Source organism: Thermococcus sp. MAR1 (genome assembly GCF_012027305.1).
In the GTDB taxonomy this organism is placed as follows: Archaea; Methanobacteriota_B; Thermococci; order Thermococcales; family Thermococcaceae; genus Thermococcus.
On the sequence record NZ_SNUF01000001.1, the window covers coordinates 932,880 to 945,723 of the forward strand.

Here is a 12,844-nt window from a genome sequence, read left to right on the forward strand (position 1 = left end):
TTTGTCACAATGCCGAAAATTTATATAAGGCTCTTCTCAAACTTCCAGCGGTGGTGTAGATGGATGGGAAAATCATTCACGATGGCATTCATGGTAGCATGAAACTCACCGGCATTATCCTTGACCTCGTCAAGACCCCGGAGTTTCAGAGGCTCAGAAACATAAGACAGCTCGGCCTAGCCTACCTCGTCTATCCGGGTGCCAACCACTCCCGCTTTGAGCACTCCCTCGGCGCGTGGCACCTCGCCAAGAGGCTCTCACAGGAAGTCGGCCTGGATGAGAACGAGAGCATGCTCCTGCAGGTAGGAGCCCTGCTTCACGACATCGGGCACGGTCCCTTCAGCCACACCTTTGAGAGCATATACAAGCACTACGTCAAGGAGCACGACCACATGCACCTCGGCCAGGATATGGTGCTAGGAAAGGTGAACATAACTGAGAGCGAGAATGGGGGAAGGATCCCGGAGATAATTGAGAGTTATTCCTATGACTTCACGCCCAGGGACGTTGCCGACCTCATACGCGGGAAGCACAAAAAGCATTACCTTGGCCACATGCTGCACGGCGATGTTGATGTTGACCAGCTCGACTACCTTGTGAGGGACGCCCACTACACCGGCGTCGCCCACGGTATAATAGACCTTGAGAGGTTGCTGAAGGTTCTTAAAATCCACGGTGGGGAGCTAGTCGTTGACGAGAAGGGTATAGAGGCCGTCGAGGGCATGATGGTGGCCCGCTCGCTGATGTACTCGCGCGTCTATTTCCATCACACGGTCAAGATAGCTGAGGGGATGCTGACCAGAGCCCTAGAGTTTGCCCTAGAGGAGGGTTACCTCTGGGACTTTTGGAGAATGACCGACTGCAGAGTCCTGGTCGAGCTGGAGGACCTCGAGGGTTTTCCGGCCGAGATGGTGAGGCGCATAAAGTACCGCGAGCTTTACAAGGCCGCGGTTCTTGCGAGTGCGGACGAGCTGACGGGCGAGGAGAAGAGGGAACTCCTAACGGCATACAGAAACGTGAGGCGGAGGCAGGAGATAGAAAGAACCCTCGCGGAGATGGTCGGCGCGAGGGAGGGCGAGGTCATCCTTGAGTTCAGCATAGCAGACCTCATGCTCAGCGAACCGAGGCTCAAGGCGACTGAAATAAACGTCCTCCTGGGCAACGGGGAGCTTCAGCCACTTACCAAGGTTACCCCACTTGCCAACGCCCTTAAGAGACGCCAGACGCCGCGCTGGGCAGTCCTCATAGCTGCGCCAAAGGAGTACGTCCCGAAGGTAAGGGAAGTCTGGAGAAAAGTTATCTTCAGCTGAAGAGTTCCTTCTTTATCTCCTTCTTGAGCTCCTCTATCATCTCTATGAGTTCGTCGGCGTCTCTGACTTCCTCAAGACTTTCCTTCGGTATCAACGGGACCTCACCGACAACCTCGGTTCTGGTCTTTTCCAGGATGAAAACGCCGTCGCTGTTGATTATCTTGCTGACCTCCGTCACCATCTCGGCCCGTTTCACCGTTGAACGAGTCTTCGTCTCGTCTATCCCTGTGAGGATGTTGAATTCATCCTCCTTGGACACCGCGTTGAAGGGCGCCTTTTTGACCTTCACGACTCCAAGGCCCAGTCCCTTGAGACGTTCAAAAATCTCCCTTTCAAGGGGGCTCTCCGGAGTCACGTTGAGGTTGGCCTCGACCGTTGAATGGAGTATGTCAATCGGCTCCGCAAGGGGCTCGTCGAACAGTTCCTCAAGCCTTATCGCAACCTCAAGCGACACCGCTTGCTCACCGCGCTCGTAGTTTATCAGGCTCTTGCGTGAGACTCCCAAGAGTTGCGCCAGCTCGTTCACGGAATAGCCGTACTTCTCCCTCAGCCTTTTAAGAAGCCCGCCGTTTATCCTTACGTAGAAGCCACCACGCTCGGCGAATATCGCCGGCAACTCGTTCTCGACGAGGACGTCGTACAGGGTCTCGGGCCTGAGCGCGTATATTCCAAACCTCTCGTAAACTACACCCTCTTCCAGCTCAGCGTTCTTCGTCTTCAGCCCCACTATCAGTGGCGAGGCCTTGAAAAACTTGGAGAGTCTCTTTAAGTCTTCGGCCTGCTCCTCGGTGACGGTATCTATGTTTGTGGCCACCTTGACGAAGAGCAGGAGGAGTAACCTGCTCGCCACTATGTCGAAGCACGAGCCCTTGAAGTCCATCCGTGCCGTTTTGTATCCCGTGCCCCTGAGTATTGCCTCGACGGTTCTTATGAGCCTTTCCCTGTCCATCATTTTTAAATACGCAAAGGGCTTAATAAAGTTAAGGTGTTCGCATGAGGCCGATAATCGTTAAGGGTAATCTGGTCTCCCTTGGCGTGCTCCTCCGAGAGGACTTGAAGCACGCTTGGGTTTGGTACAACGACCGCGACGTCAGGCGCTACCTCTCATTCTCGGAGGAGATATTCTTCTACGAGGACGAGCTGGAGTGGTACGAGGCTCTGAGACGGGAGAAGAAGCACGAAAAAGTTTTTGCAATCATAGAAAACTCCTCGCGCTCCCTCGTTGGCCTTATAGGCCTTCACAGGATAGACTACCACAACGGTAGGGCAGAGCTCGGTTACTTCCTGGCCAAGGAGTACTGGGGGCACGGATATGCCAGCGAGGCCGTAAAGCTCGCCCTTGAATATGCCTTTGACTGGCTCAACCTGCGAAAGGTCTATGCCTACGTCTTCGAAACCAACATCCCCTCCATCCGGGTGCTGGAGAAGAACGGCTTCAGGCTGGCAGGCCGCTGGAGGAAGCATCAGTACGTGCCGGGGGAGGGCTTCGTTGATGTGCTGATGTACGAGAGGTTTAGGGAATAGCGGGCCACTTGAGGGGGCTCCGGTTGATTTTTAAACCCCCTCCCTTTTCTCTCAACGATGAGGCTTCACATCGGAATCGACGACACCGATTCACCCAACGGCATGTGCACCACGTACCTCGGTGCCCTCCTTTACAGGGAGCTTTCCAGTCTAGCGGAGCCCATCGACCTGCCGAGGCTTATCAGACTCAACCCGAACATCCCCTACAAAACGAGGGGAAACGGAGCGGTCGCGATGACCTTCGAGGTCGAGGAGGATTTGATCCCAGAAATCAAAGATACCGTCCTTTTTTACGTAAACCAGCTTTCTGACTTCACCCACGAGAACACCAACCCGGGAGTTGTCTTTTTTGAAGGTGAAATTCCCGGGGAGCTCCGCGAGTTTTCGCTTAAAGCTCTGAGGGAGCACGTTAAGATCGAAGATGCCGAAAGGGTCGCGAGAAAAGTTGGGGCAGAGTACTTCAAGTTCAAGCTCGGCAGAGGGATAATCGGCGCGCTCGCTTCCCTCGGCTACCCTCTTGAGCGCTTCACCTACGAGTTGCTGGCTTATCGCGAGCCCGAGAACTGGGGAACTCCGAGGAGAGTGGAGGAGGAGAGCGTTTTTATGGCAGACCGCTGGAGTTTCCCTTTCACCTATGACAACGTTGACCCCTACAAGAGGAGCGTCCTCATAACACCGCACGGCAAAGACCCCGTTCTCGTTGGAATCCGCGGGATTGACAGAGGAAAAGTCCTACAGACCTTCGAGCGGGTTCGCTTTGGGGAGCCTGTCGCCTTTTACCAGCTCTACAAGACCAACCAGAACACCGACGACCACCTTACCCCAAAGAAAATCGGCGAACTGAAGCTCTACGACAGCGCGGTAGTTAGGGGCAGGGTTGCGAGCCCTTACTGGGAGAAAGGCCGGCACGTCTTCTTCGAGCTGGAGGACGAGACGGGAAAAATCAGAGTAGCGGCCTTTGAGCCGACGAAGAAGTTCCGCAATTACGTGAGGAAGCTTTTGCCGGGCGATGAAATCATCGCGGCCGGTGGCGTTAAGGAGCACGAGGGCGTTCTGACGCTCAACCTCGAAAAGTTCTATCCGGTGACGCTCGTCCCCAGAATCGAGTACCGAAAGCCCAGGTGCCCGCGCTGTGGAGGGACGATGAAGAGCAAGGGCAACTATTTGAAGTGCAAGCGTTGCGGTTATAGAATGCCGAAGAAGCTCATTCCGGTCGAAGTTCCGCGCGAGCTGGAGAGGAAGATTTATGAAGTCCCTCCGGATGCCAGAAAGCACCTGTCGAGGCCGCTGGTGCTTTCTGGTGGTGAGGAGAGGATTTTGGGACTTTTGTGAAGTGAAATAATTGGTAATCACAATTATCATAACGGTGATTATCATTGATTGATTTGCATTCACCCTGCAAAGGGATTTAAAAAGAGTTTGCAGTGAGGATACAATCTATCTAATGACTTCAATCGCGTTAATGCCCTCAAAGTCAGAATCAAAGGTCGCTATCCGTGGAATGCCGTGCTTCATGCAGGTCGCGAGGATCGTTGCATCGCTTGGCAGGAGGCCGTACATGGCGGCAACCTCTTTTATTATTTCGGCTCTATCTTCATCGGGGAGGATATCAATCCCAGCATCCCCGATGAGACCTAAGACCATGGAAAACGCCGTTTCAATCAGTTTTAAACCATCTGTAGTCTTGACGAATCGCTTTACATCGTAGATGTTAGAAATTCCGTGTTTCTCTTTGGCGAGCTTCCTAAAAGAGACGTAAACTGCTTCGTTGATTGAAATCGGAGAAATAACCAGCTCGTCTTCTGAAGTTAGTATGTCCCTCGCTCTTGGAGTTAAGGACGTCGTGAAAAGAAAGTTGTAGATGATGTTGGCGTCAATGTATGTCCTCAAAGCCCTTTAGATAGAGCGTAGGTGTCAAGCTCCTCAACGGAAGCCTTTCCGAGTATTCCCATGTAGCTCTCAACGGGAAGTTTCTTACGTTTTTTCTTTGATTTTAATTCAAGGTAGATTCGAAGGGCTTCAAGCTCAAGCTCTCTTTCAATGGTCCGTTTGGTCTCCTCACTAACCTTACCGGGTAGTTTCACGCGAAGGGTTACCTCTTCCATGCTCCCACCGCTCTTAGTTTGGGGTTCATTAGATATAACCCTATCCCCTCATCACCTTCCACACCAGCAGCGGGAAGACGAGCGTTGCATCTGCCCAGATTTCAACGTAGTCGGCCTTAGCCCTTATCTTGCCCCAGCTGACACCTTCGCTCGGTGGAGCACCGCTCAGAGAGCCGTCCCAGGGGATGGCAGTGGTGATGTAAATCGCGTAGTCCGTTCCACCCCTGAAGAGGTTGGCGTTGATTATCGCGTGCTTGGGTAGAGAACCTCCAAGAATTATCGAGGCGGTCTCCTTCGCTGTGACCGCGAGGTTGTTGAGCTTGACGATGTCGTTGGCGATATCAATGATCAGCTCCCTGTCACCGCGCTCCTCCTTGAAGAAGTATAGCATGTCCCCTATCGAGCCGTCGGTTATGGCCGGACAGAAAATTGGGACGTTCCGCCTGTAGGCCCAGTAGATTACGCTCTTCTCCTTCTCCTTCCCCAGCTTCTCGTCCATGTAGCGACCCATCTCGTGGATAAACTCGCTCGCCGTCAGGGGCTTGCCCCTCTCGCGCTCCATCTCAAGAACCCGCTCGAAGAAGGGAATCATGTACTTCTCGAACTCGATGTAGCGGTCGTTGGGCACGAAGATGTTGCCTATCCTGTTGATGCCCTTCTCGCGCATCAGGACGTCGTTCACATGCCAGTCGCCGATGATGAACGGCTTCAGGGCCTTTATGAAGTCCTCCTCGATCCCGCCGGCGGTAGTTACAATGACGTCCACTTTACCTTCCTTGACGAGCCACGCGACCAGCTCCCTTAAGCCGGAAGAGATTATGTTGGAAGTGTAGCCGAGAAAAACTCTCACCTCTTCCCCCTTAGCGCGCTTCTCCTCGACCTTGCGCCATATCTCTATCGCCTTTCCGAGATGGGTCGCCTGAAAGCCTATGCGCTCGTAATAATCCAAAACCTCCTCAAGGCTCGAAACCTCGTCCAGCCAGGGGCCCTCAATAGGAAGCCCCTCAACTTCTTCGCTCTCCTTTAGCACGATGTCCTTCGGCTCGGTCATGGTTGGCACTTCGAGGGTGGACGTATAAAGTTTTGGGAAAGCGTTTTATTCTCCAGCCCCAACTTTCCCACATGCCGGTGAAGATAGATCTAAACGGCCTCGGGGTCATAGTCACGGCATCATCGCGAGGCATAGGCTTCAACGTTGCAAAGGAGCTGTTGAAAAGGAACGCGCGCGTAGTAATAAGCTCCCAGAACGAGGAGAACCTGAAGAAGGCCCTGGATGAGCTTTCAAGCTACGGTGAGGTTTATTCCGTCAGGACAAACCTCTTTGACCAGAACGACCTTGAGAACCTCGTCAAAAAAAGCTGGGAACTTCTTGGAGAAATTGATGCCCTCATTTGGAACGCTGGAAACGTCCGCTGCGAGCCGTGCCTCCTCCACGAGGCAAGCTATATCGACTGGATCGAGGCCTCTGCCCTCCACACGGTCGCCCCGGGCTACCTGACAACGCTTCTCGTTCAGGCATGGCTCGAGAGAAAAAGGAAGGGCATTCTCGTTTACCTCAACTCAGTCTCGATTAAAGAGCCCATGCCCCCGCTGGTCTTAGCCGATGTAACGCGGGCGGGGCTGGTTCAGCTGGCGAAAAGCGTTTCTCGGACGTACGGGAAGAGAGGCATTAGGGCATACTCCGTCCTGCTCGGTAGCTTCGATACACCTGGAGCGAGGGAGAACCTCAAGGCCGTTGCCGAGTCTAGGGGTGAGACCTTTGAGGAAACCTGGGAGCGGGAGGTTCTGGCCAGAACGCCCCTCCACAGGACTGGCAGATGGGACGAGCTCGGCTCGCTCGTGGCTTTCCTCCTGAGCGAGGAAGCGGAGTACATGCTCGGCTCGACCGTTGTCATAGACGGCGCGATGACGAGGGGGATAGACATTTAAGGCCTCCCTCCCTTCCCACACCCATGAAGGAGGACTACCTCACCGGAGAATTCATAGCCAAGATGCGGGAGGGGTATTTCAAACCGAGGAAGTGGGAGAAGGTCAAACCGTTCCGGAAGGTGGCGGTTCTGGCGATAGACCTTCAGGCATATTTCCTCAAGCCCGAGAGCAGGGCGTTTCTACCTTCCGCGCCGCGCTTCGTACCGAGGCTGGTGGAGTTTTACAGAGAGACGGAGAAGCTCGGAGTCCCGATAATCTTCACCCGCCACTTCCACCGGAACGACATAATGACCCTCTGGTGGGGCGGCGATATGCCAAAGAACGACCCGTTGAACGAACTTCTCGAAGAGTTCAAGCCCTTCGCCGGAACCGTCATTGAGAAGAAGACCTACGACGCCTTTCACGGCACTAACCTTGAGGGCCTGCTGAGGGGGCTTGGAGTTGAGACGGTAGTCATAACCGGCGTCATGACTCACCTCTGCTGTGAAACCACTGCCAGAGAGGCCTTCGTGAGGGGCTTCAACGTGATTTTTCCAGTCGATGGGACGCTAACCCAGAACAGGCTCTTCCACGAGGCGACGCTCAGAAACCTCTCCCACGGCTTCGCGGTTACGCCCCTGTTAAAGGAGGTGCTGGAATGGCTCTCGTCGGAATAATCGGGGCTGGAATAGGGGGCATAGCGACGGCCGTCCAGCTGGCGCGCTACGGCATTGAGAGTGTAATTTTCGAGCGCGACCGGATAGGTGGACTCATAAGGAACGCCTACTCCGTAGAGAACACCATGTTCTTTCCAGACGGGATCAAGGGCGAGAAGGTCGTCAAAATTCTTGAGGAGTACGTGAGAAAGTACGACCTGAAAATCCTCTACCAGGAAGTCAAGGCCGTGAGAAAGACCGGCGAGATGTTTGAAGTCGAAACGGAGGGAGGAACTTACCGCTTCAAGTACCTCGTGGTTGCGACGGGTACGAGGCCGAAGAAGCTCCCCTTCGAGGGGATAGCCTACCACGTCTCTGAAGTCCCGAGGCGGCACTACGGAAGGGTTCTCATAATCGGCGGCGGCGATGTGGCCTTTGACTACGCTTTAACAGTGAGCGAGACCAGCGACGAGGTAATAATCCTAATGAGGAGCAAGCCGAAGGCCCTGCCCTATCTCCAGGGGCTTGTGAAAAAGCGCTCAAACATCAGGACGCTGATGGGACAGGTTAGGGAAGTAAGACCCATAAACGGGAAGGGAAAGCTTTTAGCCAGGACCAGCGCTGGCGACTTTGAGGTAGAGTTAGTGCTCGGGGCCATTGGGAGGGTCCCAAACATCGAGCTGGTTCAGAACATCGAGGACGATAACCTTTTCCTGGTCGGGGACGTTAAGAACGGAATCTACAGGCAAACGGCCCTGGCCATAGCCGATGGAATCAAAACGGCAATGACGATATGGAGGAGGGAGCGGTATGGAGATACTGAGTGAGGTTGGCGACCCCAACGTTGCGGTGGTTTATATAGGAAAGACCTCCAAGGGGAACATCGTCGAGTTCGTTGAATCAATTCCCACCTACAACCCGGCCGAGAAGTGGGTGCTCATCGTCTCATCGCTCAACGGCTGTCCCGTCGGCTGTAAGATGTGCGACGCGGGCTTCTTCTACAAGGGAAGGTTGGACCTCGATGAGCTGATGGAGCAGATAGAGTACCCGATAGCTAGGCGCTGGAACGGGAAGCCAAAAACCAAAAAGTTCAAGGTGCAGTTCGCGAGAATGGGCGAGCCGAGCTTCAACATGGCGGTGATAGAGGCGATGCGGCTTTTGGGTGAGCGCTACGAGAACTTCCACCCATCGCTCTCGACGATAGCCCCGATAGGAACCGATAAGTTCTTCGATGCCCTGCTGGAGCTCAAGAAGGAGATGTTTCCGACCAACTTCCAGCTCCAGTTCTCGATACACTCGACCAATCCCGAGCAGAGGGACGAGATAATCCCGGTCAGGAAGTGGGACTTCGAGAAAATCGCGGAGTACGGCAAAGCTTTCTACGACGATGGCGGCAAGAAGATTACGCTCAACTTCGCCCTCGCGAGGGAGAACGAGGCCGATGCAAGCGTCATAGCTGAGTACTTCCCGAAGGAATACTTCCTCATCAAGATAACGCCGCTCAACCCGACGGTGAGTGCCCTAAAGAACAGACTCACCAACGACGTTGACCTTGAGACCGGCCTTCCGATGAAGCACCGGAAGTTCGTGGACGATTTAAGGAGGCTCGGCTACGACGTCATCATATCGGTCGGCGACACGAGGGAGAACCTCATCGGCTCGAACTGCGGCCAGTACATTCTCAGGTTCCTCAAGGAGCGGCCAGAGCTGATGGAAGCATACACCTTTGTGCGGGGATTTGAGTTCAGGGTGAGCTGACGAAAGGCTTATCTTCTTCTTTGTCTCAGTTTATACGGTGGTTCAATGAAACTCATGGCAGTGCTCCGCAGGGACTTCCAGGAGTTTAAAGACTCGTGCATGGGAATTCTCCTATACGGGTCCCACGCTAAGGGCGATGCTACAAGCAGAAGCGACATCGATGTATGCCTCGTTAAGCCAAAACCCGGCGTATATGGGGAAGTCCTCCAAAAACTCGGTGGAAAGTACGATATCAAAGTCTTCGAGGAGCTTCCGCTCTACCTCCAGATCGAGGTTATCAGGAACCACAAAGTAATTTACGGCGACGAGATTGAACTGTCGGAGTACTTCTACCGCTTCCGAAAGCTGTGGAAGGACATGGAGCACAGAATAAAGGAGAACCGGTTTGAGAGCGTGAGGGAGAAGATAAGACTCAGGAGGCGTGCCCGTGAGAAGGCAGAGGTACTTAGAGAAGCTTGAGAGGTTTGAGGAGGAATACGAGTTCATAAAGAGCCATGAAATGAAGGACGATGTTACCCAGAGGGCCCTCTTTTATTCCCTTCAGCTCTGTGTGGATATCGCAATGGACATCGTTGCAATGCTTGTTAAGGACTTGGGCATGACCGTTGAAGATGATTATACAAACATCGAGCGACTTAGAAAGGCAAAAGTTATATCCGAAGGTGAAGCAGGACTTTTGAGGGCGTACAACGGACTTAGAAATGCCATTGTTCACAAGTACGACAGACTTAACCTCGATGCTGTGAGGGAGGGCCTCAGCAGAATTGATGAGCTATACGAGATTGTTATAAAGCTCGTGGAAAAGTATGAAAAGCTGGAAGACTAAAGCTCCGCCTCGTGAATCAGCTCGCCCTCCGCGAAGACGTGCGTCGGGTAGTTCTCAAGGCTGAAGGGGTCGCCGTTCCAGACGACGAGCGAGGCCCACTTGCCCTTCTCTATGCTTCCAAGCCTGTCATCAACGCCGAGTATTTTCGCGTTGTTGTGGGTGATTATCTTTATCGCTTCCGCCTTGCTCATGCCGAGCCTTATGAAGTGCCTGAGCTGGAGGTAGAGGTTGGCCTGAAGCGTGACAGGGTGGTCGCTCATGAGGCCGAAGAGGGGTTTTACCTCGAGCAGGTAGCGGGCGTTCTTCCAGTCCTCGTGCTTGAGTTCGACCTTGTAGGGGAGGCTGTCGAAGGGGCCGTAGATTATCGGAACTCCTTCTGCCTTAATCTTCTCGAAGGTCCCCCTGCTGTGGACGTCGCCGGCATGCTCGATTGTAATCCGCAGTCCGAACTTCCTCTTTATCATGAGGAGCGCCGCGATGTCGTCCTCCTTGTGGACGTGGACGCGGAGCGGGACTTCGCCCTTGAGGACTGGTATGAGGGCCTCAACCGTAGGCTCGACCTCTTCGGGTTCCTTCTTGCCCTTCTCAAGGAGCGCTATGGTGTTCCTGGTCTTTATGAGCCAGCTGAGGAGTATCCCTATTGCACCCATCCTCGTGCTTGGCCTCGTCCCCTTCCACTCCTTGGTGGAACGCGGGTTGTAGCCGAAAGCCGCTTTGACGCCCGCGTACTGGATAAAGGCATCCTCGATGTCGCGTCCGTAGTTCCTTATGAAGACCGCCTTTCCGCCGATTATGTTTCCGCTTCCCGGCAGAACTGACGAGTAGAGAACACCGAACTCGATGGAGTGCTTGAAGGCCTTGTCGTCCATGTAAATTGAGTAGAGGGCATCGACGAGTGGAAGAACCGCGTCCATCTGCTCGTTGGCTTCGCCCTCCTGGTAGGGCTCTCCGTAGCGCTCCATTCCTATGTGGCTGTGGCCGTCTATGAACGCGGGTGTAACAACGCCCTCGGCTATAACTTCGGCTTCCTTCGGCTTTTCCTTCGTTACATCAACTATGTTCCTATCGAAGACGACGTACACATCCCTGAGAACGTTCCCCAGACCGTCGTAGAGAATGGTGGCTTTAACGGCCTTCATGGTTGTCACCGCTTAAGAGTCCGCCCGAACGCTTAAATGCCTGTCGATGATTTAATTACAGAATTAGATAATTATGGGATTCCAAAACTCCGCAATATCCACCTATCTGCAAAGGCAAGATAGAAACAGAAAAGAACCTCAGAAGTATATGCCCATCTCCTCGGCGATTTTCCTGAGCCTCTCGATCCTCGCTTCGGTGGGAGGATGAGTCGAGAACAGGTTCGCTATGCTGGCGCCCCTGAACGGGTTGACGATGAACATGTGGGCCGTTGCCGGGTTCCCTTCCCTCATTGGTCTGTAGCGAACCGCCCCTTCAATTTTCATCAGGGCGCTCGCCAGGGCATGGGGCTTGCCGCTTATCTTTGCTCCACCCTCATCCGCCAGGAACTCCCTGGAGCGGCTTATAGCTGCCTGAATCAGCATCGCCGCTATTGGGGCCAGAACTGCCACAAGTATTGCCGCGATTATATTTCCTCCATCATCATCGTCCCTGCCGAAGCCGCCGAAGATGGCTATCCACCTTGCCCAGTAGGCGAGCTGGATTATGGCCCCGGCCATCGCGGCCGCTATCGTCCCTATGAGGATGTCCCTGTTCTTTACGTGGGTCAGCTCATGGCCTATGACACCTTCAAGTTCATCCCTGTCGAGAATCCTGAGAAGTCCGGTCGTGACTGCCACGACGGCGTGCTTCGGATCCCTGCCGGTGGCAAAGGCATTCGGCGTCTCGCTGGGGATTATGGCCACCCTCGGCATCGGAAGGCCGGCGTTCTCGGCAAGCTTTCTGACTATCGCGTAGAGCGCAGGGGCCTCAAACTCATCCACGATCCTCGCACGATACCAGCTCAGGACGATTCTATCGCTGTACCAGTAGGTTATGAAGTTGAAGGCCAGCGAGAACAGGAACATCAGGAAGGCCACGTTCGGCCCGCCGAAGACGTAGCCGATGGCCATTAGCAATCCCGTCAGTATGGCCATGAGCAAGCCGGTTCTGAGCCACATCAGCAGTCCCATCTTTTCACCCCCCGAGAAGTTAAAATAACCGATTGGTACTAAAAGCTTTCGGTGCATTCCCTCAGCCTAGACAAGAACTCCTCCCTGCCAAGGCAGTTTTTACCTTTTCTCAGGTTAACGGCCGCGATTTTGTAGTTGCCTTTCCCAACAAACCTGCAGGCCTCTGAGGGATCATCTACAAGCCTTGCCACCGCAAAGGTCTCGCCACCGCACTCCATGTAGTCTATGACGGTATCCTGGAAGCCGGTGAAGGCCACGACGCACTTCCTGTCTGGGTTGAAGGGCATGAGGTCCTCATCTACGGGCGGGAGCTCCTTAACGACGCAGGACTCCGGAAAGCGGCCGGACTTTATCTCTCTGATAAGCGCCGGAAGCTCGCTCGTTCTCTCGAAGTTCTCAACTTCCTCGATGGTTACGGGCAGGGGCTCAAGGGAATAGCAGAGAACCCTCTCGTCGTGGTACATGATGTAGGTTCCGCCATCTTTGAAGAGAAAGGCTATCCTCCCGCGCGGAAGGTCGAAGATGTAGCCGGCCCTGCTCTTCTTCACGGTGTACATGCCATCACCGTCTGGAATGCGTGAGAGCCAATTTATAAGCTATTCTGGAC

16 protein-coding genes are annotated in these 12,844 nt (G+C 54.0%); 9 read left to right on the forward strand and 7 right to left on the reverse strand.

All coding sequences use genetic code 11. The features are described from left to right. Nucleotides 1–59: 59 nt before the first annotated feature. Nucleotides 60–1,310 carry an HD domain-containing protein gene (locus tag E3E25_RS05330; protein WP_167892123.1) on the forward strand — a complete coding sequence of 417 codons (1,251 nt, stop codon included), beginning with the start codon at nt 60–62 and terminating at the stop codon, nt 1,308–1,310. On the opposite strand, the gene E3E25_RS05335 is transcribed toward E3E25_RS05330, so the two are convergent. Then, nucleotides 1,303–2,259: a transcriptional regulator gene (locus E3E25_RS05335; RefSeq protein ID WP_167892124.1), complete on the reverse strand. Its 957-nt coding sequence runs from the start codon at nt 2,257–2,259 to the stop codon at nt 1,303–1,305. The two genes, E3E25_RS05330 and E3E25_RS05335, sit on opposite strands and share 8 nt — an antisense overlap. 44 nt (nt 2,260–2,303) lie before the next feature. Between E3E25_RS05335 and E3E25_RS05340 the strand changes: the two genes are divergently transcribed. Further along, entirely contained in the window at nt 2,304–2,834 is a 531-nt protein-coding gene (locus tag E3E25_RS05340) for a GNAT family N-acetyltransferase (RefSeq protein WP_167892125.1), read from the forward strand. 57 nt (nt 2,835–2,891) lie between these two features. After that, complete coding sequence (gene tiaS / locus E3E25_RS05345) at nt 2,892–4,166, forward strand: tRNA(Ile2) 2-agmatinylcytidine synthetase TiaS (RefSeq protein WP_167892126.1); 1,275 nt, start codon at nt 2,892–2,894, stop codon at nt 4,164–4,166. Nucleotides 4,167–4,271: 105 nt separating this feature from the next. On the opposite strand, the gene E3E25_RS05350 is transcribed toward tiaS, so the two are convergent. From E3E25_RS05350 to E3E25_RS05360, 3 genes are read right to left on the reverse strand one after another with little or no spacing between them, the layout of a single operon-like run. Then, nucleotides 4,272–4,724: a PIN domain-containing protein gene (locus E3E25_RS05350; protein ID WP_167892127.1), complete on the reverse strand. Its 453-nt coding sequence runs from the start codon at nt 4,722–4,724 to the stop codon at nt 4,272–4,274. After that, a complete protein-coding gene (locus tag E3E25_RS05355) occupies nt 4,721–4,939 on the reverse strand; it encodes a hypothetical protein (RefSeq protein ID WP_167892128.1) in 219 nt (72 codons plus the stop codon). Before E3E25_RS05355 ends, E3E25_RS05350 begins: the two co-directional genes overlap by 4 nt. Nucleotides 4,940–4,979: 40 nt before the next feature. Continuing rightward, complete coding sequence (locus E3E25_RS05360) at nt 4,980–5,990, reverse strand: deoxyhypusine synthase (protein ID WP_167892129.1); 1,011 nt, start codon at nt 5,988–5,990, stop codon at nt 4,980–4,982. A 71-nt stretch (nt 5,991–6,061) separates the two neighbouring features. Here E3E25_RS05360 and E3E25_RS05365 point away from each other — a divergent pair, with 71 nt between their 5' ends. Genes E3E25_RS05365 through E3E25_RS05390 form a run of 6 tightly spaced genes read left to right on the forward strand, consistent with a single transcriptional unit; the run spans nt 6,062 to nt 10,087 of the window. Next, nucleotides 6,062–6,868 carry an SDR family oxidoreductase gene (locus E3E25_RS05365; protein WP_167892130.1) on the forward strand — a complete coding sequence of 269 codons (807 nt, stop codon included), beginning with the start codon at nt 6,062–6,064 and terminating at the stop codon, nt 6,866–6,868. A 23-nt stretch (nt 6,869–6,891) separates the two neighbouring features. Then, on the forward strand, nt 6,892–7,524 hold the full coding sequence (locus E3E25_RS05370) for an isochorismatase family cysteine hydrolase (protein WP_167892131.1): 633 nt from the start codon (nt 6,892–6,894) through the stop codon (nt 7,522–7,524). After that, nucleotides 7,506–8,330 carry an NAD(P)/FAD-dependent oxidoreductase gene (locus E3E25_RS05375; protein WP_167892132.1) on the forward strand — a complete coding sequence of 275 codons (825 nt, stop codon included), beginning with the start codon at nt 7,506–7,508 and terminating at the stop codon, nt 8,328–8,330. Before E3E25_RS05370 ends, E3E25_RS05375 begins: the two co-directional genes overlap by 19 nt. Continuing rightward, nucleotides 8,314–9,261, forward strand: a complete 948-nt coding sequence (locus E3E25_RS05380; protein ID WP_167892133.1) for a radical SAM protein — start codon at nt 8,314–8,316, stop codon at nt 9,259–9,261. Before E3E25_RS05375 ends, E3E25_RS05380 begins: the two co-directional genes overlap by 17 nt. 45 nt (nt 9,262–9,306) lie before the next feature. Then, nucleotides 9,307–9,720 (forward strand): nucleotidyltransferase domain-containing protein, encoded by a 414-nt coding sequence (locus tag E3E25_RS05385; protein ID WP_167892134.1) that lies wholly within the window; start codon nt 9,307–9,309, stop codon nt 9,718–9,720. Continuing rightward, a complete protein-coding gene (locus E3E25_RS05390) occupies nt 9,689–10,087 on the forward strand; it encodes a DUF86 domain-containing protein (RefSeq protein ID WP_167892135.1) in 399 nt (132 codons plus the stop codon). The genes E3E25_RS05385 and E3E25_RS05390 overlap by 32 nt, the downstream gene beginning before the upstream one ends. On the opposite strand, the gene E3E25_RS05395 is transcribed toward E3E25_RS05390, so the two are convergent. The 3 genes from E3E25_RS05395 to E3E25_RS05405 form a co-directional block, all read right to left on the reverse strand. Further along, complete coding sequence (locus tag E3E25_RS05395) at nt 10,084–11,226, reverse strand: amidohydrolase (protein ID WP_167892136.1); 1,143 nt, start codon at nt 11,224–11,226, stop codon at nt 10,084–10,086. The two genes, E3E25_RS05390 and E3E25_RS05395, sit on opposite strands and share 4 nt — an antisense overlap. Nucleotides 11,227–11,364: 138 nt before the next feature. Then, the gene (locus E3E25_RS05400; protein WP_167892137.1) at nt 11,365–12,237 is read right to left on the reverse strand and encodes a zinc metalloprotease HtpX; all 873 of its coding nucleotides are present in this window, start codon (nt 12,235–12,237) and stop codon (nt 11,365–11,367) included. Between the two features lie 38 nt (nt 12,238–12,275). Beyond that, on the reverse strand, nt 12,276–12,794 hold the full coding sequence (locus E3E25_RS05405) for a hypothetical protein (RefSeq protein ID WP_167892138.1): 519 nt from the start codon (nt 12,792–12,794) through the stop codon (nt 12,276–12,278). Nucleotides 12,795–12,844: the final 50 nt, after the last annotated feature.